This is a genomic window from Nocardioides sp. (assembly GCF_035576065.1).
GTDB lineage: Bacteria > Actinomycetota > Actinomycetes > Propionibacteriales > Nocardioidaceae > Nocardioides.
Map to the genome: position 1 here is coordinate 123,727 of NZ_DATLWX010000030.1, position 23,493 is coordinate 147,219.

Below are 23,493 nucleotides of genomic sequence, written 5' to 3' on the forward strand. Positions count from 1 at the left end.
GTCAGCGCGGCAACGGAGTTTCTCCGCTGTCAGCGAGCCGGCCGCACCTTCTTCGCCATGCTGAAGCTCCGCCAGCGGTCCAACCCGGGAGCGGTGACGGTGACACGTACGCCGACCCGGTGGCCGACCATGGCGGGCGTCAGCCGGAGCTGGCGTGCCGTGGCCTTCTTGACCCGGCGGCCGTCCTGGAACCAGGCGTAGCTCACGGTCGCGCTGGCCGGGCTCACCGTGCCGATCGTGGCGCGGACGCGCTGACCCACATGCATGGTGCCGGCGACGCGCGGCGCCCGGTCGACCGAGACGCTGGTCGGGACCGGGACGGGCGGGACGGGCGGCACGGGCGGCGGCGGGACGGGCAGCGGCTCATGGGAGACGAGGACGTCGATCTTCGTGACACTGCCCCCCGGCGGCAGGGTCAGCACCCGGGCCTGGTCAGCGGTGGCGACGTTGTCGTAGTACTCCGCGGCGTAGTAGCGCTTGAAGTCGCCGAACCAGACCGTGTAGTTGCCCCCGGCCAGACCGCCTACGTAGTAGGTCCCGTCCGGCTCCATGAAGGCGTTGTCGACCTCGACCCAGAAGCCGCCGGAGGACCGCTCCATGACGTGCACGTTGCCGTCGACGGCTGGGCCATCGGCCGGGATGTTGAAGCGGCCCTGGATGTTGGCGCCCGGATCGAGGACGGCGTCGACGACGACCGTGGCGTCCGCGGTCACGCTCACCGGCGCGGACACATAGGTGCGGTAGTTCATGTTGGTGAACTGCATCCGGTACGTGCCGGGGACCAGCTGACCCGTTTCGTAGTGCCCGGGGTAGCCGGTGGAGACGTTGGAGTCGACGGAGGTCCAGGTGCTGCCGTTCAGGACCTGGACCGACGCGTTGGTCGGCATCCAGGTGCCTCCTGAGCCGGTCGCGGTGATGGTGCCGGAGATCGTGCCCGTCCCTGCAGCCGCAGCCGGCGGCGCGAGGAGCCCCGCGAGACCCAGGAGGAGGGCGATGAGGGGGAGAAGGGCACGGTTCCTGCGGGTCGTCATGCGGAGACCCTAGGGGTCCGGGCGGCGCGCACCGTCTTCGCCGTGCTGAAGCTCCGCCAGCGGTCCAACCCGGGAGCGGTGACGGTCACCCGCACGCCGACCCGGTGGCCGACCATGGCGGGCGTCAGCCGGAGCTGGCGTGCCGTGGCCTTCTTGATCCGGCGCCCGTCCTGGAACCAGGCGTAGGCCACGGTCGCGCTGGTCGGGCTCACTGTGCCGATCGTCGCGCGCACACGCTGGCCCACGCGCATGATGCCGGCGACGCGCGGCCCGCGGTCGACCGAGACGCTGGTCGGGACCGGTGCGGGCGGCGCGGGCGGCAGCGGCGGCGCAGGCGGTGGCGGGACCGGCAGTGGCTCGTGGGAGACGAGGACGTCGATGCTCGTGAGACTGCCCCCCGGCGGCACGGTCAGCAGCCGGGCCTGGTCGAGGGTGGCAACGTTGTCGTAGTACTCCTTGGCGTAGTAGCCCGTGAAGTCTCCGAACCCGACCTTGTAGGTGCCCCCGGGAAGGCCGCTCAGGTAGTAGGTCCCGTCGGGCTCCGCGACCGCTTTGTCGATCTCGACCCAGAAGCCGGAGGAGGAGGACCGCTCCATGACCTGCACGCTGCCGGAGACTGCGGGTCCACCGGCCGGGACCGTGAAGCGCCCCTGGATGTTGGCGCCCGGATCAAGGGTGACGTCGAGGTCGACCGTGGTGTCCGCGGTGACGTTCACCGGCCCGGACACCTGGGTGAGGTAGTCCCTGTTGTGGAATTCAATGCGGTACGTGCCGGGGTCGAGCGCCGCGGTCTCGTAGTGCCCTGTCCCGCCGTTGGGGTCGACCCCACCGTTGAGGTCGTCAAACCAAGTCCAGGTGCCGCCGTTGAGGACCTGGATCTGTCCGTGGGTGACCCAGAGCTTGCCGCTGCCGCCGGCCAGGGTGACCGTGCCCGAGATGGTGCCGGTGCCGGCGGCGGTCGCCGGCTGCACGAAGAAGAGGGTCGGCACTGCGAGGAGGAGGGCGAGGACGAGGGCAGGTGCACGCTGGGCTGGGCTCACGGGCGTGACCCTAGACCGTCTGGCGTGCCTTCATTCCAGAATGAGCAGGGGTACGGCGACCAGGACCGCCCAGACGAGCTGCCCGACACCGGTCTGCTGCAGCACCGGGATCAGCACCGGGCCCGTCACCTTGTGCTCGCCACCGCCCACCACCGTCCGCAGCGGCGCCGCCATCCGCACCAGGAAGAGCAGCCCGAGCAGGCACCACCACGTCGACGCAGCGGCCACGGCGACGACCGCCACGGCCGCGACACCGACAAGAAGGGCGTAGAAGTAGCGGGTGCGCTCGTCGCCGAGCAGCACCGCGAGGGTGCGCTTGCCGGCGACGGTGTCGGTGGGGATGTCGCGCAGGTTGTTGACCACGAGGATCGCGCACGCCAGGGCGCCGATCCCGACTGCGGCGTACAACGCCAGAAGCTCGAAGGACTCGGTCTGCACGTAGGTCGTGCCGATGACGGCCACCAGCCCGAAGAACACGAACACCATCAGCTCGCCGAGCCCGAGGTAGCCGTAGGGCTTCGGCCCGCCGGTGTAGAACCAGGCGGCCAGCACGCACACCAACCCGACCACGGCCAGCCACCACGCGGTCGTCGCCGCGAGGGTGAGGCCGGCCACGCCGGCGACGCCGACGGCCAGGAGTGCTGCTGTCCTGACAGCCGCCGGGGTTGCTGCCCCCGAGCCGACGAGTCGCATCGGACCGACCCGCAGGTCGTCGGTGCCGCGGATGCCGTCGGAGTAGTCGTTGGCGTAGTTGACTGCGATCTGGAGCGCCAGGCTGACCACGAGGGCGAGCGCCGCCTTCCACCAGACCGGCTCATCGACGTACGCCGCGACGCCGGTGCCCGCCAGGACGGGCGCGACGGCTGCGGGCAGCGTGCGAGGGCGTGTTCCGGCGAGCCAGTCAGAGGGTGTTGCCACCGGTGGATTGTGGCAGGCGGCTGACGCCTCCTGGTTCGGCGGGCTGCTCCATGGTGGGCGGACCGACCGGGGCGAGGTCGTCGGGGTCCTCGGAAGCCGATGCTTCGGCCAGCACGTCGGCCGGGACGTGGCGTTCGAGGAACCGCCGCGCCATCGCCGTGGTGGGGTGCAGTGCGGCGGCGGCCACGGTGATGATCGAGGCGATCGCCAACCAACCGGTCCCTCCGAGGGACACCAGGATCGTGAACGCGGCGGGGGCCCAGACCCGGCCCAGGGTGCCGCTGAGCTCGGCGGCGCCCTGGTATTCCCCACGCCGGCGCGGATCCATCAGCTCAGCCTCGAAGGTCCAGCTCGCGGCCGAGAGGAAGAGCTCGGCCCCGGTGAGGGTGACGTGGCCGAGGAAGAAGAGGGCAATGGTGGCCCAGCCGATGGACTCGTGCGTCGAGAGTGTGATGACGCACGAGACGACGAAGAAGACGGTCGAGATGCGGATGGCGCGAAGCGCGGTGCGGTTGTCCTTGACGCCGCGAGCGGCCGCCATCGGCAGCACGATGCACATCACCGTGTTGGTGCCGAAGAGCAGAGCCAGCACTACTTTTGGTGCGTCGGTCTCCGTCACCAGCCACAACGGGATGATGAGGTTGAGGACCACCTGGTTGGTCCACAGCACCCCGAGGAGGAAGGTGGTGGCGAGCCAGCCGACGTTGCGCATCGGTCCGGCGCCGGGCACCTTGACCTTGCGCTCCTCGGTGGACTTCAGGTCGTGCGGGGCATCGGGGAGGCGCCTGATGCAGAACGCGTTGAACGCGAAGACCAGGCCGGTGAAGACTGGCACCACCATCAGCACGGTGAGCGAGTCGGGGACCAGGGCGATCATGGCGAGCAGCGCGCCGAGCGTGAAGCCGACGTTGAGCGCGGAGTACATGTAGGCCCGCGACGTCACCCGCTCTTGGGGGGGCAGGACGTCGATCGTGTAGGCGCCGTAGGCGACGCCGCCGAGAGCGCCGATCACTTCCATCGCCACAGCCATCGTGACGAAGCCCTGGAAACTGTCGATGAACGGCCAGACCATGAACATCGCCGCCTGACCGGCACTGCTGATCGCCCAGCACCGTTTGGCCCCCAAGCGATCGACGACGCGTCCCATCGGGTAGGCCGCGATGAACGCGGCGATGCCGGCGATGGTCAGGCCGACCCCGACTTGGATCTTGGTCAGTCCCACGACCTCGATGAAGAAGACCGCCGAGCCAGCCATGAAGGTGCCCTCGCCGAGTGCGAAGAGCAGCGACTGGGTCGCCAGCCGCCCCGCGAGAGGTGACGGGGGCTTTGCCTGGTCGATCAGCCGGGGGCGCGGAGCGGAGTCGGTGGTGGTCATCGCAGACCATTGTCCCGGGAGGGGCCGTATCCGTCGCATCAATATCCGAACAGTGAGCCCCGCGTGACGCTAGCCGTTGCGGGCCGGCAGCACACAGAACTCGTTGCCGGACGGGTCGGCAAAGTGTCGCCAGGGCAGGTCTCCCCAGCCGAAGTGGAGCTCACGCCCGCCCCCGCGTGCGATCTCGTCCGCGATCCGATCGGCATCGTCGTCTGACTCCAGGCGGAGGTCGAGGTGGATCCGGTTCTTGGCCGCCGGCTTCGGCTCCTCCTCCGGCACCAGCGCAAGCACGGGCCCGCGCCCGGATGGGTGCTGGAGGCTACGCACCTCGTTGTCCGCGACTTCGTTCCAGCCGGTCAGCGACTGCCAGAATGCGAGGTCGCGGGCCGGGTCGGCACACTCGAGCCTCAACGCCAGGAGCTCTCCGGCCCGGACATCGAAGTGGAGTCGCGGTCGCTCGGTCGGCTCGTCCGGCACCCGCTGGAAGCACAGGTCGAGCTCAGGTCCGCCCGGCACCGATAGGCGCGTCTCGAACCCGGCCTCCTCGTCCGTCAGCGTCTCGGTTCCGAGCTCGGCCTCCCATGCCCGCCCGGTGGCCTGCGGATCGGTGGCGTCGAAGACCACGTTCTCGAAGTACACGCCCTCAGCCTAGGACCCTTCAAGGGCGTTCCGCTCGGTCAGACACGGCATGTGCTGAGTAGCTGATGACCCACAATGGCCTGGTGGTCACCGAAAAGGCAGAAGTCTCATGTTCCATCCGCGAAGCTGTCCACCAGCTTGGCGAAGTCTTCGCAGTCTTCGATTCGCGGACGCAAGACTCCGGTCACGTCTCTTATGGGGTTCGAGACGACCTAGGTCGCCAGTGGTTCGTCAAGACTTCAGGCGACGACAACTTGACCAGTGCCGGCGGGGCGACTCGAGACGACAGGGTGCGAGCCCTTCTCCTGTCCGCCGAAGTGTCCACACTGATCGTGCACCCAGCACTGATCCCGGCTGAACGAATCATGCGGGCGCACGACGGGGTGTTGACGCTGAGCGCGTGGTTCGGCGGCGAGCTGCTGCACAGCCCGCGCGAGCGTCGAGATGATCCTGATGAGCCTTTCCGCAGATTCCAGCGACTGCCCGCGTCCGAGATAGCCACCGCTCTGGACCTCGTCATCGACCTGCACGTCCGGCTCGACGCGGAGGGTTGGACCGCGGGCGACCTCTACGACGGTTGCCTGATGTACGACTTCCCCAGTCGGACTGTCAAGGTGATCGACTTCGAGTTCTACCACCATGGTCCGTACCGCAATGAGGTCGGTCGGTTGCCGGGCTCCACCAGGTTCATGGCACCCGAGGAGTTCACCAAGGGCGCTGTGATCGACGCACGCACCACGGTCTTCACCCTGGCTCAGATGATCGAGGTCTTCCTCGTTCACCAGCATGTCGATCACCCTTCGAGCGCACTTGCGCGCGCGGCAACGCGCGCCGATCCAAGCGAGCGACCTGCCTCCTTGTTGGAGTTCCAACGCACGTGGCGCTCCGTGGCGATGCACGAGATCTGAGCTCGACAAACCGGAACGACTCTTGACTCGAACATGTGTTCGAGAGACAATGGTGTATGCCGATCGACACAGCCGCCGAGGACGCCGCAGCAGCCGCGCTGCCGGGCGTGCGGGCGACCGGCGGAGAGCAGGACGTGCCCGACCGCGCGTTCCTCGAGGCGGTCGCTGCCGGCGTCACGGCACGGCGGCGGGCCGAGGTCGCGGAGCTGGAGTTGGTGGCCGCCTGGGTGGCTCGCCACGGACGGCGGGGCGACGACGAGAAGGATCCTCTCGTCGCGCCCGGCGGGGACGGCACGCCCGAGGTGCGCGAATACGCGCTGCCCGAGCTCGCCATGGCGCGAGAGGAGCACACGCTGCGGACTCGTTCGATGGTCGCCGACGTCCTCGACCTCCAGCACCGTCTCCCACGCACCTGGGCCAAGGTCGTCGCGCTGGAGTGTGAGTCGTGGGTGGCGCGCAGGGTCGCGTCGATGACCCGCCGGCTGCTCGCCGGTCAGGTTGGGGTCGTCGACGTCGCCGTGGCTCGCGCCATCGCCGGGCACGCACCGTCGACCGTCTTCGAGATCGCCAGCGCCAAGGTGATCGAGGCCGATCCCGAGGCGCACGCGATGGAGCGCGAGCGGCAACGGCACGAGCGCTACGTCAGCCTCTCGCGCGCCGACGAGTTCGGCTTCCGGCACGTCATCGCCAAGGTCACCGCCGGCGACGCGGTGTGGGTGGATGCGATGGTCGAGCGGGTGGCGGAGATCCTGGCCGTCGAGCACGGCCATGACCACAACCACGACGAGCTCCGGTCGCTGGCGTTCGGGTGGCTGGGCCGTCCCGCTGATCTGCTGCAGCTGCTCCTGACGCACACCCAGGTCGACTCGTCCCCAGACGTTCCGCCAGCCCCGCCCGTCTGGGCCCCAGAGCACCTGGCCTCCACCGTCGAGCGGCTGGCCGCGATGTCGACCCGTCAGCTCGCGTCGCTGAGAGGCAGGGGGCGCGTGTTCGTGCACGTCACGGACCGCGACCTGCTGAGGCAGTCGGGGATCGCGCGGGTCGAGGGCCAGGGCCCGATGTTGGTCCAGTCTCTCGGCGAGCTCCTCGGTCATGCCGCCGTCGTGGTCACCCAGGTCGTCGACCACCGCGTCCGTCATCGCGCCGATGCCTACGAGCACGCCGAGCCTCTCAAGGACCACGTCTGGACGCAGGTCGGGGGAGACGCGTTCCCCTTCAGCCCGCGGACCGCCACCCGCGCGGACGTGGACTTCGACCACGCGTCGCCATACGTCCCACGCGATCGCGACGGACCGCCCGGTCAGACCGGGAGCCACAACTCATCGCCACTGCGTCGATCTCACCACCGCTGGAAGACCCACGGCGGCTATCGCGTGCGCCAGGCCGGCCCCGGTCGCCACGTCTGGCAGACCCCACACGGGCTCTGCTACCTCGTCGACGCCGAAGGCACGCGGCGACTCCCCGACCGCGATGCCGAGCTCATCCTCACCGCGCCCCCGGGAGTGGACGCCTATCCAGCCGACCACGCGTTGATGCTGGCTGGGGCGTACGCCGAGTAGGCAACCCAGCGGCCCTTGGTGGCGGCTAGGCCGTCCTTGTCCAGACGCTCGCCACTTCCTTGCGATAGCGACGGCCGAACGGGCCACCGAGCAACACCAGGACGGCGGCTGGCACGTGAGCTCGCAAGGCGGACTTCTCCTCAGGCGTGGCGCCGTCCTGCATCCAGGCGAAGAACGTCCCTGACGTGGCCGGCCCGGATCGGCGACTGAACTGTCGACCCATCTCCTTCATGGCCGGGTGGTCTGCACGCTGGGTCAGTTCATCCTCGATCTCCGCCTCCTCGTGGTCGAGGTGGGTCACGGTCGTCTCCTGCAGCCTCTCCATGGCCGCGAGGGTGACGTCGGCGTCAGCTCGAGTCGCAGAGGACTTGAGTCTGGACATGGCGCCCCGAGCCGCCGCCAGATCTGTGGCCATGGCCTCGTGCTCCACATCGAAGGTCTGGATCGTCGAATCGGCGACACCCATGGCGTGCAGCGCCGGCCACGCAATGTCGTGCTCGCCCTCATGGTGACTGGTCAGCTGCTCGTCGAAGTTCTGCCAGGCGCGGTGCAGGTCGGCAGCCCGTCCCTTGTCACCGTCGGCGAACGACTCGAGGGCCTGCCGGAACCGGGCGAGGTCGCGACGGATGGCGCAATGGATGGTCTTGTTCATGCTCATGCCGGACCGGGACGTCTCCATGTCCGCACTGTAGGAGCCGAGGGGCCGCCCGGGAAGAGGATTCGGGTCGGGCCACGTCGCTGATCTGGGTGTGCGGAGGACCTAGTCCTTGACGCACTCAGTCACTGCCACCAGGTCCGGACCGCCTCATCCCGGCGACGTAGCCATCGCCACGTCGAGGTGGCCGACACGACCGCTAGGGCAACGCTGCCGAGCAGCCAGGCTGTCTCGTACGGATACGTGCGGTCCGGGAAGGGAAAGCTCAACACGTCCAGGAGGACTCCCGCGACCATCAGGGCCATCCACAGGCCGATGCCCGCCATGGTGCCCAGCAGGACGGCACTCAACTCAAGGAGGAACCTGACAGGCTTCACCTGGCCAGCATGCTGGGCAGGTCCGCGCTCGGCGTCGGCCCCCGTACTCATCCACGGTGATGGGGGATGGCTGATCCCGCGTGACGGCACAGGTATAGCCCCCGCACCCGTAGGGGTACTAAGTTCACCCCATGCCCATTCGTGTTGCCCTCGTCAACGACGATGAAATTGTTCTTCGGGGCCTGGACGCCATGCTTCGCAACCATGGCGAGCGCGTACAGGTCGTCGAGATCGCGGCTTCCAAACCGGTCGCCACGGCGGTGGACATCGCGCTCTATGACACCTTCGCCGTGGGCCAGGGCAACAGCCACGGAGTGGCCAAGCTGATCGCCAATCCGTACGTTTCCAAGGTCGTCGTCTACACCTCGAACTTCCAGCCCTGGCTGGCCCGCGAGACGATGGCGACCGGGGTCCGCGGATACCTCTCCAAGAGCCTGTCGGCCGCCCAGCTGGTCGAGGCCCTGCAGATGGTCCATGCCGGGCAGAAGGTCTTGTCGCCCGCGCCGGGTCGCCGTGGTCAGGTCGGCGGCGATTGGCCGGGTCGCGAGGAAGGGCTGACGCCACGCGAGGCCGAGGTCCTCTCGCTCATCACGATGGGCCTGAGCAACCTCGAGATCGCTGACCGCACGTCCCTGTCGGTCAACTCGATCAAGTCCTACATCCGCTCCTGCTACCGCAAGATCGATGTCGACAGCCGGTCGAAGGCAGTGCTGTGGGGTATGGCGCATGGCCTGCGACCCGATCGGGTCCGGATCCAGGGCTCGCCTGCCCAGGCGCAGGCCGAGGCGTCCGGGCGTCCACGGCCCTAGGGGTGAAGGACCGCTCCTGCGGCAAGGCGTTGGGACGCTCGCTGCGGTAGACAGGTCGCATGACAGAGACGCCGCAGCCCACGACCGCACTCAGCGAGGACGAGCAGAAGACCGTCCGGTCCGCCGCGCTGCGCGCCGGCGCCCTCGTCGCCCAGGCGGAGCCGGGGTTCTTCGACACGTTCAAGGAGTCCTTCGCGGCGAGCAAGGCGGTCAAGGGCGCCTCGCCCGAGGTGCAGAAGCTCGTCACCGGGGGCCTCCCGGAGATGCCCTCCGGCGGCATGGAGCAGGTCAACGCACGGACATTCGAGCTGCTCACGCAGGCTGTTGGCATCCTGAAGGAGAAGGCCCCGCAGCTCGTCGAGGAGTACAAGCAGGTCGTGCTCCAGTCCGCGAAGGACGTTGCGGCTGCCGCTGACGACACGTCCCAGAAGGAGACCGCGGCCATCGGCGAGATCGAGCGCGCCCTCGCCGGCTGATCTCTCACTCCGTGGCGAACCTGTCCCGGTAGGAGGTCGGCGTGGTGGCGTACGCCGAGACGAAGTTCTGGCGGAACGTGACGACGCTCTGGAACCCGCACGTGGCAGCGATACGCGTCATGGGCCACGTGGTGGTCTCGAGGAGGCTGCGGGCCTCGTCGAGCCGGCGTGCCAGGACCCACCGTGCGGGCGTGGTGCCGGTGACCTCCGCGAAGCGGCGGGTGAAGTTCCTGCGACTCATGCCCGCGTGATGGGCGAGCTGATCGACGCCGAGGTCCAGGTCGAGGTGCTCGAGTGCCCAGTCGAGGGTCGGACCCAGGTGGCCGACCCCGCCGGGCTCCGGCACCGGGCGATCGACGTACTGCGCCTGGTTGCCTTCGCGGTGGGGAGCGATGACGAGGTGCCGCGCCACCGTCGTGGCTGCAGCGGCGCCGAGGTGGGAGCGGACGATGTGGAGACACGCATCCAGCGCCGACGCGGTCCCGGCGGAGGTGAGGACGTCGCCGTGGTCCAGATAGAGAGCCACGGGATCGACATGCACGCCGGGCCGCCGCTCGCTGAGCTGAACGGTGGCCGCCCAGTGCGTCACCACGCTCCTGCTCTCGAGAGGCAGTCCGTCGACCACCGGGAAGGCTCCGAGACAGAGGCCGGCGATTCCGGCGCCGCGGGCGTGAGCCGCGCTGATGAGGGACGTGAGTGTCTGACCGGCAGGAGGGAGGTCGTTGGGCCAGGACGGGAAGACCAGGAGGTCGGCCGCGGCGACGCTCGCGGGCCCGTGGACGTCGTCGATCATCAAGCCTTCGGCAGTCCGAATGGCTAGCCCGTCCTCGGTCCACACGATGGTGTCCCAGCCGGCGGCGAGGCCCAGGCGGCCGACCTCTCCGAACACGAGCAGGGGCGCCGCGAGGTGGAACATCGTCATACCGGAGAAAGCGTGTACGCCGATCAGCACTTTGGCCCGATTCCATCGAAGGTAGTCACAACTGCCGCTCACAGTAGTCGGTCTCGGCGCGCCAGGCTGTCCAGGTCAGCACATCTCACTGAGGAGAACCCATGAGCAGTCCCCGTCGCGCCCTCGTCGTCGTCGATGTCCAGCAGGAGTACTTCGACGGCCCCCTCCAGGTGCAGCACCCGCCCCGCGAGGAGTCCTTGACCAACATCATCGAAGCCTTGGACATCGCGACCGAGCACGGCCTTCCTGTCGTGGTGGTGCAGCACGAGCAACCCGAAGGTTCTCCCGTCTTTGCTGCCGGGTCCGCCGGCTGGGCGCTGCACCCTGAGATCGAGAAGCGACTGCAGCCCTCGTGGAAGAGCATCACGAAGGACAAGAGCAGCGTGTTCGCAGGCACCGGCGTCGCCGACTGGCTGAAGGGGCAGGGAGTCGACACCATCACGTTGGTCGGCCACATGACCAACAACTGCGACATCGCAAGTGCCGTCGAAGCGGAGGGCCTCGGCCTTGCCGCGGAGGTGCTCTCTGACGCGACGGGCGCCATCCACCTGGCAAACGAGATGGGCAAGGTACGCGCTGAGGTCCTCCACGAGGTCCTGCTGGTGCTGCTCCAGTCCAACTTCGCCGCTGTCGGGTCCACCGAGGCCTGGGCGGACGCGGTCCGGTCCGGTCAGGCCCTGCCCAAGAGCAACCTCGTCACCTCAGCCATGCAGGGACGCGCTGCCTTCGCCGGCTGAGGCCTAGTGTGCGCCGAGGAATCCCTGTTGGCGCCAGGCCTCATACATCACGACCGCCGCGGAGTTCGCGAGGTTCAGCGATCGGCGGCCAGGCAGCATGGGGATCCGTAGTCGCTCGGTGACTCGCGTGTGGTTCAGGACGTCGTCCGACAGGCCGGTCGGCTCAGGTCCGAAGAGCAGCACGTCGCCGGGTCGGAACTCGACGTCGGTGTACCACTGGGTCGCGTGGGCGGTGAAGGCGAACACCCTCGACGACGTCAGCGCCGCGCTGCCCAGGGCGGCGTCGAGGTCGGGGTGCACCTCCATGGATGCGAGGTCGTGGTAGTCGAGTCCCGCGCGCTTCAGCTTCGGTTCGCTCAGGTCGAAGCCGAGGGGCTCGACCAGGTGCAGGGTCGCTCCCGTGCCGGCGGCGAGCCGAATCGCGTTCCCCGTGTTGGGCGGGATGCGGGGCTCGAGGAACATCACGTGGAACACGCCTCAGGCTATCCCGGCCGGTGGCGGGACTCTGAACGCCACCACGAGGGCCGACACCGCGAACAGGACGGCCCCGACGGCCAGGATGGGGGAGTAGCCGAGGCGGTCGGCCAGGACTCCGACCAGCGGCGAGACCACGACGACGACTCCGCGGTTCATCGACCGGAGGGTCGTGTTGGTGCGGGCCTGGAGCGCATCGGGCGTCGCTCGCTGGCGATACGTCATCTCGTGCGAGTTGCTGAGTCCCATCGACCAGCCGTGGCACAGCTGCCCCGCGGCCAGGACGGCTGCCGCGGCCCATCCGATGGAGACCCAGGTCGCCGCCAGCATGGCCACGACTGCCGCGGCGGAGACCGCGTAGGAGCACGTGATGGCACCGACTGTGCCCACCCGACGACCCACCCAGCCGCTCGTGGAGGCACCGACCAGCGCGCCGATGCCGGCGATGGCAAGGACCAGGCCGAGCTGAGTCTCGGTGAGGCCCAGCTCCTTGAACGCGTAGGGACCGATCAGGACCACGACCACCGCCTGCCCCGCGAACCACACGTGCGTGGCCAGCGCCAACGGCCGCAGCCCTGATGCGCCGTACGCCCAGCGAGCGCCGTCACGGATCTCCCGCCCCAGCTGTCGGGCTCCTGGGGTCGCGGTCGACCTGACCGGCTCGGGCGTATGCCGCATGGAGGCGACCATGACGGCAGAGAACAGGTACGTCGCCGCGTCGAAGAGGAACGCGAGCGGCGCCCCGACGACACGCACCAGCGGCCCTCCCAGCGCCGGACCGGCGGTCTGGGCCGCCGCGCCCGCCTGGTCGAGCCGGGCATGGGCTCGTTGCAGTCCCTCGCGGGCCACGAGCCGGGGGACGATGGACTGCGAGGCGGCGTCGTTGACCACGGACGCCGTACCGAACAAGAGCATGATGGCAAACAGGATCGGGAACGAGAGCACGTCGAGGGCCCAGGTCAACGGGATGAGGAGCAGCAGTCCCGCCCGCGCGAGGTCCGACACCACCATCACCGGTCGTCGTCGTACGCGGTCGACGAGGGCTCCGACCACCAGCCCGATGACCAGATAGGGGAGCCATCGCGCTGCGTTGAGCCAGCCGGTCTCGGTCGTCCCACCGGCCAGGGTGAACACGACCAGGCTCTGCAGGGCGACGGTCGTGACCGCGCTCCCCATGCTGGAGACGGCCTCGCCCCACCAGAAGCGACGGAAGTCCGGCGTCAGGTCGTCGACGCGCCCCCCGCTGGTCATGCGGAGACTTTTGCAGACGGTGCCGCTGTGGTTTCGTCTCGGGGTGACCACGGACATCCCCTTCACGCCGCTCGCCCTCGACCAGTCGGACGTCCGATACGTCCATGGTCCCGACTCCACGAGACAGGACGGCGTGCCCTCGGGCACGGTCACGATGCTGGAGTGGAACACCAGCAGCATCTATCCCGGGACGTCTCGCAGGTTCTGGGTCTACGTGCCGGCGCAGTACGACGCAGGCGACCCGCCGTCGCTGCTGGTCTTGCAGGACGGGGAGGGCTTCCTGGACCCGGAGGACGACGTCCGCGTGACCATCGTCCTGGACAACCTGATCCACCGCGGCGACCTGCCCGCGACGATCGCCGTGTTTGTGGACCCCGGGAACCGGAACGCGGAGTACGACGCGTTCGACGACCGCTACGTCCGCTTCCTAACGGAGGAGGTCCTGCCCGAGGTGAGGCAGCGCTGGACGATCACCGACGATCACGACCGGTGGGCCATCTGCGGGTTCAGCTGCGGCGGCAACTGTGCGTTCACCGCTGCGTGGCTGCGCCCCGACATCTTCCGCCGAGTCGTCTGCTTGTCGCCCACCTTCCCGCAGATGCCCGGAGGCAATCCCTACCCGGAGCTGATCGCCCAGACGCCGGCAAAGCCGCTACGGATCTTCATGCAGGCGCCCCACCGCGACCTGGGGTGGAACGAGCCCGCGCCCGAGTACAACTGGCTCGCCGACAACCTGCGCGTGGCCGCTGCGCTGGCCGAGGCGGCATACGACTTCAGACTCGTCCTCGGGGACGGCGAGCACAGCTCGAACCACGGCGGCGTGCTGTTCCCCGACGCGCTCCGCTGGCTGTTCCGAGCGCCGGAGGCTCAGCGCACGTAGTCGTCGTAGAACGCCTTGCTCCTGAACGGCATGGCGGTCTGGGCGACGAAGCCTCGCGGCACGGACTCGAGGGTGAACACGCCGTACTCCTCCGGCCAGCTGTGATCCTTCGGCAGCTTGAACGTGCCCATCACCATGTCGACGAGCGGCAGGTGGATCGCGTAGTTGCAGTCCCAGTATTCTTTGTGGCGTGCGTGGTGCCAGTGGTGGTAGCGCGGGAGGGTGATCACGTATTCGAGCCACCCGAACCGGATGTCGATGTTCGCGTGGGCGACCACGGCCTGCAGACCGACAAGGACCGCGTAGGCGTTGACCACCGGCTGTTCGAACCCGAGCGCGAGCAGCGGAAGGACGACGATGCTGCGGGTCAGCACGGTCTCGACCAGGTGGACGCGCGACCCTGCGAGCCAGTCGAGGTCACGGCTGGAGTGGTGCACCGAGTGGAACTTCCACAACGTCGTGATGCGGTGGTAGCAGCGGTGCAGCAAGGCCTGCGCAAGGTCCGCGAGGAAGACGGCGAGGAGGAACTGGACGACGAACGGCATCGCGCTCACGAAGGCCTGGACGTCGGGCATGTGGGCGGCCCCGACGACGATCGAGGTCGAGGCGGTGACCATGAGCAGGATGAACTGGACCATCACGTGGCTCATGAAGAAGTAGACCGCGTCGGTCCGCCAGCCGTCCCGGAACACCGCGATCGGGCGCCGGGCGAAGTGGTGCTCCAGCGGGATGAAGACGAGTGCTGAGAAGAACAGGGCAAGCACGAACCAGTCGAGCCCGAGCGAGTACGGCGTCTGGTCGATCTTCTCGAACTGGACCGTGGCGCCGCCGAGCACGATGGCCAGGGTGCCACTCGCGAGACCGACGTAGGCGTAGCGGCGGTAGTGGCCGCGCAGAATGGCGATCGGGCCCATGATGAAGGTGAGCACGAGGCCGACGGTCAGCATGTTGCGGGCGAAGTCCTCGGTGTAGACCGCCCGGAACTCCTGGCTGGTGAGCAGCCTGGGGAAGTGGAAGCACAGCACCGTGAGGAGGCTGAGGACCCCGAGCAGGCAGGTGGTCCCGGAGGCAAACTGCGGATGGGTGACCAGTGCCCGGATCCCGCGTCGCTGGACGAGGGTGGAGGTATCGCTCATGGCGCCAGTATCAGCGCACGAGCGGGAGAACGTGACCGTATTCGTACTTAGCGCCATGATCGGTGCATGCGAAAGATCTCGGATGCGGAACTTGTCGAGCGGATTGCTGCGGAGCACCTGCCGGATCCGGTGAGACAGCGCTGGCTCGGCCTTCTGCGGCCAGGTGTCCGCCTCGTCCCCGCGGTGGGGGAGGCGACGCATGTCGCGCGGCTCGGCGGCCAGCCCAAGCTGCCGACAGGTGAGCTGTGGCCGACCTGGACCAGCCAGGGCCCCCTGTCGTACATCGGGGAGATCTTCTGCGAGCCGCTGTCGGCGTTCCCATTGGATCTCGCGATCCCGACGTCGGGGCGTCTGTTGTTCTTCTACTTCGACGGCTCCTACGACGATGGCGTCAACACCGTCGGGACCTGGGACGCGGCCACGCTCGAGGGAGCCCGCGCCTTGTATGTGCCTACCGACGTCGCGTGTTCACCGCAACCCACCCCCGATGGCATCTCGAGCTACCCCGAGCGGTGGTACTCCGGCGAATCCGTCGTGACGGCCCCGGACTGGGAGCACTCTGATCTCAGAGAGGCCTTCTCCGAGCCCGGCGATGACCCGGGCGCGTTCGTGGAGCACCCGGTCGCCGCGGACGCGTTCGCCGAGGCCCTGCACGAGCGGCACACGATGCCGCTTCACCAGATCGGTGGATACGCCCAACCCATCCAGGGGCCGGTGGAGCATGAGGTTGCCGAGGCTGCTCTGGAGAACAACGTGTCGTACAGCGACCCTCTCTTGGCAAGAGAGGCACGTCGGTGGGCACTTGTGCTCCAGATCGACTCCGACGACGACCTCGGCATGATGTGGGGCGACTGCGGCATTCTCTACTGGATGGCTCGTCCGGAAGACCTGGCCGCTGGAGACCTGCGCAACGTCTCGTTCACCTGGCAGTGCAGCTGAGCGGGGATCAGCGAGGGCGGCTACCCCGGCTGCGTCGCTCCTTGACCGTCTGCATCGCCTGCTTGATCTTGGCTTGGTTGTGCGGCTTGCGAGCCTCGGTGTAGACCATCCTGGCGACTCCGAGGGCGCCTGCCTTCTTCATGATTCCCATGCTTGAAAACTAGCCAAGGTGCGAAGCGCGCGGTAGCGCCCTTGGGGTGGTGGACGCTGCCGGCGCGCAGGGTTAGCGTGGGGGGATGGGCACACGGAGCAGGGGAGAGGCCGGGCTGCGGGGTCTCCCGTCGCTCGCCGATGCTGGGCGCCCGGCCAGCCATGACGACCGCTTCATCGAGGGACTGCGCCTGGCCAGCCAGCTGAGTGCGCGCGCCACCGTCGGGGACGGGGTGCTCCCCGCCGCGACCCACGGCGAGGTCGCGCTCGAGCTGCGCGAGCTGTTCCCGCTCGTCGACGACGACGTCTTCGACCAGCACATGTCGCGCCTCGACCGGGCCGCGCGTTTCGTCAGCACTGCCGAGGTCGCGGAGGCCGACGATGTGGCGGCCTATGCCGACGCAGCGTGGGAGGCCGGGCTCGACCCGGCCGACTTCGCAGAGGACGTCCACGAGCTCCGGGCCGAGGTGATCCAGCACTGGGACCTGGCGTTGCTCGACGCGGTGTCGGAGTTGGTGGCGGCGGACGACGCGACGCGGCCGGTCGGCGACAGCCTTCCCAGCGGCGCACGCGCCGGCTGATCCGTGTAGCAATCGGCTGCAGACGTGGATATCGTCTACAGGCAGGCGGCTGGCTCGGACGCCGGAGGCACGCACGATCTGTCGGAGGACCCATGGGCGAGCTGAATTTCGACGGGCGGCCCAACAACACCCCGGTTGGCTACTTCTCCTACTTCGTCGAGGACGACGTCTGGTCCTGGTCCGACGGGATGTACGAGCTCCACGGCTACGAGCCCCGCGCAATGCCGGCGACGACCGACCTCATGCTCAAGCACAAGCACCCGGACGATGCCCTGCGGGCCTACGAGGTGCTCGAAGCCGTCACGAGTGACGGGCTGCCCTTCAGCTGCTACCACCGCATCATCAGTACCGACGACCAGGTCCGCTACGTGCTCTCGGTGGGTCGTGGGGTGCTCGGGCCCCATGGCCGGGTGGAGTCGGTCACGGGCTACTTCGTCGACCTGACCGGGGTGCGCGAGCGGCAGGTCCCGCAGGACGGGGAGACCGCTCTGGTCCGCGCCGCGGAGGCCCGGTCGACGGTCGACCAGGCGAAGGGGATCGTCATGGTCGCCCTGGGGTGCGACGACGTCGCGGCCTTCACGATGCTGCGTGAGCATGCTGACAGGAGCGACCTCAAGGTCGGCGAGCTCGCTCAGATGCTCGTCGAAGAAGTCGCGGCACGGCCGCTGGCGGAGGGTCAGAGTCAGCGGACCAGGCTGGACGAGCTGCTGGGCCGGATCCTGAGCTGAGCTGGCCTGAATGACGTGGACCGCGCCAGCGGAATACTACGAATAGTCCTCCGCTGGCGCGGCGAGGTGATGCCACGCTCATGGCCGGGGTGAGGGTCGGGCCGAAGCCACCCAAACTCGCCATCCTCCCCCTCCCCCAATGACTTGAGTTCGGGCCTCCCATAACAGGAGGTGGAGCCTTCAGCATAGAACGGGCATGCGACGCGTCAATGAATTGTGAGAAGTTGTGCCCAGATGGTTGACGAAAGAGGCGACGGATAGCGTGCAGGGGTGGAGTTCCTGAGGCCGTCCGACGAGGCAGGGACGGCCATTGGCCAGCTGAGGGCCTGGCTGGCCGACCCACAGCCGGGGCGGCTGCTCATCGAGACCTCCGGATCGACGGGCCGCCCCAAGCGGGTCGTCCTGTCCAGGTCCGCGGTCGTGGCCTCGGTCGAGGCGAGCGCCCGGCGCCTCGGGGCCCGTGGGCAGTGGCTGCTGGCGTTGCCGGCGTCGTACGTCGCAGGCGTGCAGGTCATCGCCCGCTCGGTGCTCGCCGGTCACGACCCCCTCGTGGTCCGCGACCTCGACTTCGCCGAGGCGGTCGGGACGGGGGACGGGGCCACTCTGTTCACCTCTCTCGTGCCGACCCAGCTCCACCGTCTCCTCGACCGGCCCGACCAGGTTGAGGCGCTCCGCGCGATGCACACGATCTTGCTGGGGGGCGGGCCCATCGACCCGGCGCTCAGGTCCCGGGCGACGGCCGACGGACTCCGCGTGGTCGCGACGTACGGTGCCTCGGAGACCGCCGGTGGTTGCGTCTACGACGGAGTGCCGCTCGACGGCGTTGCCCTGGCCCTCGGGACCGACGGGCGGATCCGGATCGGTGGCCCCACGGTGTTCGACGGCTACGACGGCGACCCCGCCCTGACCGCCGAGGCGCTCGGCGACGGCTGGTTCGTCACTGCCGACGCCGGCCGCCTCGATGACGACGGGCGGCTGCAGGTGCTCGGACGGATCGATGACGTGGTGATCAGCGGTGGGGTGAACGTCCCACTGCCCGCCGTTGCCGCGCGGCTGCGGGAGCACCCCGCCGTGGTGGCGGTCGAGGTCCTCGGTGTGCCCGACAAGGAGTGGGGCTCGCGCGTGGTGGCCTTCGTGGTGGGCTGTGACGATGACCTGCGCGACTGGGTGGCCGAGGTCCACCCGCGCTCGTGGGCACCGCAAGAGGTTGTCCTCCTCCCCGAGCTGCCGCTCCTGGCCACGGGCAAGGTGGACCGCGAGTCCCTCAGGGGGTTGGTGTGACGCACGTCTTCTCGATCCCGCTGCGCACGACCTTCCGGGGCATCACCGTCCGCGAGGGGATGCTGCTGCGCGGTGACGCCGGCTGGGGCGAGTGGAGCCCGTTCCTCGAATACGACCCCGAGGTCGCCGCCCCGTGGTTGCAGTGTGCCCTCGAGGCCGCCGCCGGCGACTGGCCGACACCGGTGCGCGACACCGTGCCCGTCAACGTGACCGTGCCCGCCTGCAGCCCCGAGCGGGCCCACGAGATCGTCCGCGCCGGTGGCTGCACGACGGCCAAGGTGAAGGTCGCCGAACGGGGCCAGACGTTGGCCGACGACATCGCCCGCGTCGAAGCCGTCCGCGACGCGCTCGGCGCGGGCGGCCTCATCCGCGTCGACGCCAACGGTGGGTGGGACCTGGACGAGGCGACCCGTGCGATCACGCTGCTGGAGCGAGCGGCCGGCGGCCTGGAGTATGTCGAGCAGCCCTGCGAGAGCGTCGAGGGGCTCGCCGCAGTCCGGCGGGCCGTCGACGTGCGGATCGCTGCCGACGAGTCGATCCGGCGTGCCGCTGACCCCTATCGGGTGCGCGACCTGGCCGCAGCGGACATCGCGGTGCTCAAGGTCCAGCCGCTCGGGGGAGTGCGTGCCTGCCTGCGGATCGCCGAGGACATCGGCATGCCCGTCGTGGTGTCCAGCGCGGTCGAGTCGAGCGTGGGCATCGCGGCCGGCGTCGCCCTGGCCGCGGCGCTGCCGTCGCTGGAGCACGCCTGCGGACTGGCCACGGTCCAGCTGCTGAGCGACGACGTCGCGCTCGAGCCGCTCCTGCCCGTGGACGGGATGCTGTCCGTCGGGCCGGTCGAGGTCGACGAGGCGGCGATGGCCCGGGTCTCGGCGTCGCCGGAGCGTCGTGCCCACTGGGAGAGGCGCCTTCTCGCCGTACGGCAGGATCTCGGGCTGTGACCTCGTCGACCGACCTTGCGCGCACCGTCGTGGCGGCCCTGATGCAGGCCGGCGTCACCGACGTGGTGATCGCGCCCGGCTCGCGCAACGCACCCCTGTCGTTCGCGGCCTTCGCCGCGGCTGAGGCGGGCGCCCTGCGGCTGCACACCCGCATCGACGAACGTACGGCCGCCTTCCTCGCACTGGGCCTGTCCAAGGTGTCGCGACGTCCCGCCGCGGTGGTCTGCACCAGCGGGACGGCCGTGGCCAACTTCCACCCGGCGGCCCTCGAGGCGGCGCACGCCGGAGTGGCCCTCGTCCTGGTCACCGCTGACCGCCCGGCCAGCCTCCGCGGCACCAGCGCCAACCAGACGACCGACCAGGTGCGGATGATCCCGGGACTCGACTTCCTCGACGTCGCCGGCACGGACCAGCGCGCCGAGGTCGACGGCCTCCTCGCCGGGCGTGAGCTGCCACTGCACCTCAACGTGCAGCTTGCCGATCCGCTCGTGCCCCCGGACGCGTGGCAGGTCCCGGCCGTCGAGCCGGTGGACAACCGGCGCCCGCGTCACCACGAGGTCGAGATCCCGCACGGCCCCCGGACCGTCGTGGTCGCCGGTGACGACGCCGGCCCGGCGGCGCGGGTGCTCGCGCAACGCGGCCAGTGGCCGCTCCTGGCCGAGCCGACCAGCGGATCGCGCACCGGCACGCATGCCCTTCGGACCTACCGCCTGCTCCTCGACGGGGAGCTCGGCGAGCAGGTGGAGCGGGTCGTCGTGGCCGGGCACCCGACGCTGTCCCGCCCGGTCAGTCGTCTCCTCGCCCGCGACGACGTCGAGGTCTGGGACATCGAGGACCGAGGCCTCTGGCGCGAGCGTCCGTTCGCGGTCGCCCGGGCTGTCGCCCGTGCGACGACGGCGGAGTCGACCGACACGAGCTGGTTCGACGCGTGGGTCGCCGCGGACCGGTCGGTGGCGCGGCAGCTGGACGACCTGCTGAGGGCGGAGGCCGACCTCACGCCGTACGACGTGGCCGGTGTCGTCAGTCGAGCGGTACCGCCCGGCGGCCTGCTCTGGGTCGGTGCGTCCAGTCCCATCCGCGACCTGGACCTGATGGCCGCGCGCTACGACGTCGGCGACCGGCGCAAGGTGGTCGCCAACCGCGGGCTCGCCGGCATCGACGGCACCGTGTCCAGCGCGATCGGCGCCACCCTCGGACGACCGCGCAGCAGCCGGGCGCTGGCCCTGATGGGCGACGTGACCTTCCTGCACGACGCGACCGGCATGATCCTCGGCCCGGGGCAACCGCGGCCCGACCTCACCATCGTGGTCGTCAACGACAACGGCGGGTCGATCTTCACGATGCTCGAGCAGGGCGCGCCCGAGTTCGCTGACCGCTACGACGCGCTCTTCGGCACCCCGCACGACGTCGACATCGCCAGCCTGTGCGCCGCGACGCGGACCCCGCACCTGAGGGTCACGAGCCTGCCCGAGCTCGAGCAGGCGCTGGCCTCGCCCAACGGGGGCATCGAGGTGGTCGAGGCCGTGGTGCGTCGGGACAACCGGCGGGATCTTGACCGGAGGATCCGCGCCCTCAGGGGGTGACTGCAACCTCGCTGTAGGTCGCGCCCAACACCCTCGCAGGTCCCTTCGAGGGCAGGTGGATCACGCCGACGGCGAGGTGCGCGAAGGACAGGACGCCATCCGCACTGGGGCGATACTCCCCGTATGGCGGCGCCCACCGCACTCGCAGGTCGGGCCGTCCCGCCAGCCGGGTCGTCATCCGCAGCGCAACGATCGCCAGTGCTCCGTCGTCGACCTCCACGACGCGCGACAGGCCGCTCTTCCCGGCGGCCTCGACCGAGACGGTGTAGCTGCGGAACATCGCCCGGCTGCCGAGGTCGGCGACGTTCTCGCGCCACTCCTCGGAGTCGGGGTCGAGCACCAGCCCGTCGTCCGTGGTGCCCGAGCGCAGGTAGGTGCGCCACCTCGCCGTCGCGGCCGCCGCTTGCTCACTGCTCGCAGCCCGGGCCGGGCGTCCCGCTTCGGGCAGGCCGCGGGAGACCGTCGTGCCCGCCTGGCGCAGCCACGGTGCCTGCACGGACGCCTTGGTGAACAGGTCGATGCGCTTGTCGTCGCCCGTCGTCGACGCCACGAGCGACCACATCGGATAGGACGCGAACCGTGGAGCATAGACCCCCACCGGGTCGTGGGGGACGGACGAGCGGCCGCCGACCGCGGTCAGCCGGGCGACGCGGGTGCCGAAGAGGTCGCTCTCCAAAGCCGGTCCGCGGTCGGCGAGCCGCCACAGGTCCGCGCCGTAGCGCGGGGGTTGGGCCGCCTCGATGGCCTGGCCCAAGCGACGGTCGTAGGACGCAAGAAGGGCAGGCAGCTCAGCCTTCGTCAACGCCACCTTCGTCGCTGCGAGGTCGGTCGGCTGTCGCTTCGCCGGCATCAGGTCCTCCCACGTGCAACCGGTCGCGGAGAGGACCACCGCCATGGCGACCGCCGTCCGCTGCGCCCGGTGCCTGCCGGCTGGCCTCTCGACCACTGGCCTGTCGACCACTGGCCTGTCGACCAATGGCCTGTCGACCACTGGCCCGTCCACCTCTGGCGGAGCCTCGATGGCCGGTCGCTCGGGTGCTCGCGGCGTCCGGCGCCAGCGGAGCAGCAGCTCCACGCACGCCAGGAGCGCCAGGGCCCCGAGACCGAAGGCGAGCAGTGCTGCGCGGAACAACCCGGGGACCGTCACCCCGAAGGAGACCGTGGTGGGTCCCTTGCCCGTGAGCGGAGCGATCACCCACTGGGAGGCAGCGGAGTCCCGGTCGAGGGTCAGCTCCTCCACGCCCTCGCCCCTCATCGAGCTGGTCCAGAAGCCCGCCGACGCCGGGCGTACGGGCTCAGCGGAGCCTGCGTCCTCCGCGACGACCCCCGAGCGGGTCACCCGGGTCAGCCGGATCCGGGACGAGTCGCCGACGAAGTCAGCCACGTCCACCGGGTGCGCCGTACCGATGAAGACGCCGCCGGGCGCAGACGCGCGCAACGTGACCGTGATGCCCTCGTAGGCCAGCAGGTCGGGGGAGGTGAGGACCGGGCGCCCGTCATCGCCGAGGTCCGTGGGGCGGTTGAAGACCGTGTCGTCGGAGCCCACGACCCCGGCGACGGCCGCGCCGGCTGCCATGACGAGGAGGCCCAGCAGGGCGAGGATGCCCAGGGCGACCCTGCCTACGATCCCGACTCCTCGCACCCGGGGGATTATCCACGGCCGGTCGGGGCAGGCTGTCATCCGTGACCGAACCCTTCCGCCCTGCCGACCCCACGTCCAACTGGGCTGCCATGCCGGGTGTCATCCCCTACGTCGAGTTCCACACCGGACCGAGGCGCCTGCTGACGATCGACCTCGCCATCGGCAACTCGCGGATCCTCCGGACGTGGTTCCCTGTCGTCAGCATCGACGGGCGCCAGTACCTCGTCGTGCCGGGGCCCGTGTCGTGGGAGATCCCGGCCGACCGCAACGTGCACGTCAGCGCGCACCTCGAGGGCGAACACAGCGGCCAGGCGGCGTCGACCATCCTGCCGCCGGGGGAGGAACGCGTGTTCCTCGTCTTCTCGACCGCCGGCGGGGGTGCCCTCGTCGAGGCCCCGCGGCAGGCGCCTGGCAGCTGAGAGGGCGCCTGA

General features: G+C 69.6%; 26 protein-coding genes. 13 read left to right on the forward strand and 13 right to left on the reverse strand.

What is annotated here, in order from left to right:
- Positions 1-29: 29 nt before the first annotated feature.
- The 5 genes from VNJ48_RS14445 to VNJ48_RS14465 all read right to left on the reverse strand — a co-directional run bounded on the left by VNJ48_RS14445 (position 30) and on the right by VNJ48_RS14465 (position 5,003).
- Positions 30-1,031, reverse strand: coding sequence for a carboxypeptidase-like regulatory domain-containing protein (locus VNJ48_RS14445; protein WP_325603278.1), 1,002 nt, complete (start codon positions 1,029-1,031; stop codon positions 30-32).
- Positions 1,028-2,071, reverse strand: a complete 1,044-nt coding sequence (locus tag VNJ48_RS14450) for a carboxypeptidase-like regulatory domain-containing protein (RefSeq protein WP_325603280.1) — start codon at positions 2,069-2,071, stop codon at positions 1,028-1,030. Before VNJ48_RS14450 ends, VNJ48_RS14445 begins: the two co-directional genes overlap by 4 nt.
- Positions 2,072-2,101: 30 nt before the next feature.
- Entirely contained in the window at positions 2,102-2,989 is an 888-nt protein-coding gene (locus VNJ48_RS14455) for a 1,4-dihydroxy-2-naphthoate polyprenyltransferase (protein ID WP_325603282.1), read from the reverse strand.
- Positions 2,973-4,364 (reverse strand): MFS transporter, encoded by a 1,392-nt coding sequence (locus tag VNJ48_RS14460; RefSeq protein ID WP_325603284.1) that lies wholly within the window; start codon positions 4,362-4,364, stop codon positions 2,973-2,975. The genes VNJ48_RS14455 and VNJ48_RS14460 overlap by 17 nt, the downstream gene beginning before the upstream one ends.
- Before the next feature lie 69 nt (positions 4,365-4,433).
- Positions 4,434-5,003 carry a VOC family protein gene (locus VNJ48_RS14465; protein WP_325603286.1) on the reverse strand — a complete coding sequence of 190 codons (570 nt, stop codon included), beginning with the start codon at positions 5,001-5,003 and terminating at the stop codon, positions 4,434-4,436.
- A 332-nt stretch (positions 5,004-5,335) separates the two neighbouring features.
- Here VNJ48_RS14465 and VNJ48_RS14470 point away from each other — a divergent pair, with 332 nt between their 5' ends.
- The gene (locus VNJ48_RS14470) at positions 5,336-5,911 is read left to right on the forward strand and encodes a hypothetical protein (RefSeq protein ID WP_325603288.1); all 576 of its coding nucleotides are present in this window, start codon (positions 5,336-5,338) and stop codon (positions 5,909-5,911) included.
- 56 nt (positions 5,912-5,967) lie between these two features.
- Positions 5,968-7,470 (forward strand): hypothetical protein, encoded by a 1,503-nt coding sequence (locus VNJ48_RS14475; protein WP_325603290.1) that lies wholly within the window; start codon positions 5,968-5,970, stop codon positions 7,468-7,470.
- A 25-nt stretch (positions 7,471-7,495) separates the two neighbouring features.
- Here VNJ48_RS14475 and VNJ48_RS14480 read toward each other — a convergent pair whose 3' ends face one another.
- A complete protein-coding gene (locus VNJ48_RS14480) occupies positions 7,496-8,149 on the reverse strand; it encodes a hemerythrin domain-containing protein (protein ID WP_325603292.1) in 654 nt (217 codons plus the stop codon).
- A gap of 101 nt (positions 8,150-8,250) precedes the next feature.
- Positions 8,251-8,502 (reverse strand): hypothetical protein, encoded by a 252-nt coding sequence (locus tag VNJ48_RS14485; protein WP_325603293.1) that lies wholly within the window; start codon positions 8,500-8,502, stop codon positions 8,251-8,253.
- A gap of 131 nt (positions 8,503-8,633) precedes the next feature.
- Between VNJ48_RS14485 and VNJ48_RS14490 the strand changes: the two genes are divergently transcribed.
- On the forward strand, positions 8,634-9,311 hold the full coding sequence (locus tag VNJ48_RS14490; RefSeq protein WP_325603295.1) for a response regulator transcription factor: 678 nt from the start codon (positions 8,634-8,636) through the stop codon (positions 9,309-9,311).
- Between the two features lie 59 nt (positions 9,312-9,370).
- Complete coding sequence (locus VNJ48_RS14495) at positions 9,371-9,787, forward strand: hypothetical protein (protein ID WP_325603297.1); 417 nt, start codon at positions 9,371-9,373, stop codon at positions 9,785-9,787.
- Positions 9,788-9,791: 4 nt separating this feature from the next.
- Here the strand turns inward: VNJ48_RS14495 and VNJ48_RS14500 are convergent, their stop codons facing one another.
- Positions 9,792-10,709: a GlxA family transcriptional regulator gene (locus VNJ48_RS14500; RefSeq protein ID WP_325603299.1), complete on the reverse strand. Its 918-nt coding sequence runs from the start codon at positions 10,707-10,709 to the stop codon at positions 9,792-9,794.
- A 131-nt stretch (positions 10,710-10,840) separates the two neighbouring features.
- On the opposite strand from VNJ48_RS14500, the gene VNJ48_RS14505 reads away from it, so the two are divergent.
- On the forward strand, positions 10,841-11,476 hold the full coding sequence (locus tag VNJ48_RS14505; protein ID WP_325603301.1) for an isochorismatase family protein: 636 nt from the start codon (positions 10,841-10,843) through the stop codon (positions 11,474-11,476).
- Between the two features lie 3 nt (positions 11,477-11,479).
- Here VNJ48_RS14505 and VNJ48_RS14510 read toward each other — a convergent pair whose 3' ends face one another.
- Both VNJ48_RS14510 and VNJ48_RS14515 read right to left on the reverse strand, forming a co-directional pair.
- Complete coding sequence (locus VNJ48_RS14510; RefSeq protein ID WP_325603303.1) at positions 11,480-11,950, reverse strand: tRNA (cytidine(34)-2'-O)-methyltransferase; 471 nt, start codon at positions 11,948-11,950, stop codon at positions 11,480-11,482.
- Positions 11,951-11,953: 3 nt separating this feature from the next.
- Positions 11,954-13,201: an MFS transporter gene (locus VNJ48_RS14515; protein ID WP_325603305.1), complete on the reverse strand. Its 1,248-nt coding sequence runs from the start codon at positions 13,199-13,201 to the stop codon at positions 11,954-11,956.
- A 43-nt stretch (positions 13,202-13,244) separates the two neighbouring features.
- Here VNJ48_RS14515 and VNJ48_RS14520 point away from each other — a divergent pair, with 43 nt between their 5' ends.
- Positions 13,245-14,081: an alpha/beta hydrolase gene (locus tag VNJ48_RS14520; protein ID WP_325603307.1), complete on the forward strand. Its 837-nt coding sequence runs from the start codon at positions 13,245-13,247 to the stop codon at positions 14,079-14,081.
- Here the strand turns inward: VNJ48_RS14520 and VNJ48_RS14525 are convergent.
- Entirely contained in the window at positions 14,069-15,217 is a 1,149-nt protein-coding gene (locus tag VNJ48_RS14525) for a sterol desaturase family protein (protein WP_325603309.1), read from the reverse strand. The genes VNJ48_RS14520 and VNJ48_RS14525 overlap by 13 nt on opposite strands.
- A gap of 66 nt (positions 15,218-15,283) precedes the next feature.
- Here VNJ48_RS14525 and VNJ48_RS14530 point away from each other — a divergent pair, with 66 nt between their 5' ends.
- Complete coding sequence (locus VNJ48_RS14530) at positions 15,284-16,156, forward strand: YwqG family protein (RefSeq protein ID WP_325603311.1); 873 nt, start codon at positions 15,284-15,286, stop codon at positions 16,154-16,156.
- 7 nt (positions 16,157-16,163) lie between these two features.
- On the opposite strand, the gene VNJ48_RS14535 is transcribed toward VNJ48_RS14530, so the two are convergent.
- Positions 16,164-16,307, reverse strand: coding sequence for a hypothetical protein (locus VNJ48_RS14535; protein ID WP_325603313.1), 144 nt, complete (start codon positions 16,305-16,307; stop codon positions 16,164-16,166).
- 85 nt (positions 16,308-16,392) lie between these two features.
- On the opposite strand from VNJ48_RS14535, the gene VNJ48_RS14540 reads away from it, so the two are divergent.
- The 5 genes from VNJ48_RS14540 to menD all read left to right on the forward strand — a co-directional run bounded on the left by VNJ48_RS14540 (position 16,393) and on the right by menD (position 21,420).
- Positions 16,393-16,887, forward strand: a complete 495-nt coding sequence (locus tag VNJ48_RS14540; RefSeq protein WP_325603315.1) for a hypothetical protein — start codon at positions 16,393-16,395, stop codon at positions 16,885-16,887.
- A gap of 92 nt (positions 16,888-16,979) precedes the next feature.
- Positions 16,980-17,615 carry a PAS and ANTAR domain-containing protein gene (locus VNJ48_RS14545; protein ID WP_325603317.1) on the forward strand — a complete coding sequence of 212 codons (636 nt, stop codon included), beginning with the start codon at positions 16,980-16,982 and terminating at the stop codon, positions 17,613-17,615.
- A gap of 270 nt (positions 17,616-17,885) precedes the next feature.
- Complete coding sequence (locus VNJ48_RS14550) at positions 17,886-18,896, forward strand: AMP-binding protein (RefSeq protein ID WP_325603319.1); 1,011 nt, start codon at positions 17,886-17,888, stop codon at positions 18,894-18,896.
- Entirely contained in the window at positions 18,893-19,837 is a 945-nt protein-coding gene (locus VNJ48_RS14555) for an o-succinylbenzoate synthase (protein ID WP_325603321.1), read from the forward strand. Before VNJ48_RS14550 ends, VNJ48_RS14555 begins: the two co-directional genes overlap by 4 nt.
- Complete coding sequence (menD, locus tag VNJ48_RS14560; RefSeq protein WP_325603322.1) at positions 19,834-21,420, forward strand: 2-succinyl-5-enolpyruvyl-6-hydroxy-3-cyclohexene-1-carboxylic-acid synthase; 1,587 nt, start codon at positions 19,834-19,836, stop codon at positions 21,418-21,420. Before VNJ48_RS14555 ends, menD begins: the two co-directional genes overlap by 4 nt.
- On the opposite strand, the gene VNJ48_RS14565 is transcribed toward menD, so the two are convergent.
- On the reverse strand, positions 21,410-23,062 hold the full coding sequence (locus tag VNJ48_RS14565; protein ID WP_325603325.1) for a hypothetical protein: 1,653 nt from the start codon (positions 23,060-23,062) through the stop codon (positions 21,410-21,412). The two genes, menD and VNJ48_RS14565, sit on opposite strands and share 11 nt — an antisense overlap.
- 41 nt (positions 23,063-23,103) lie before the next feature.
- Here VNJ48_RS14565 and VNJ48_RS14570 point away from each other — a divergent pair, with 41 nt between their 5' ends.
- Positions 23,104-23,481, forward strand: coding sequence for a hypothetical protein (locus VNJ48_RS14570; protein ID WP_325603327.1), 378 nt, complete (start codon positions 23,104-23,106; stop codon positions 23,479-23,481).
- The last annotated feature ends 12 nt before the right edge of the window (positions 23,482-23,493 follow it).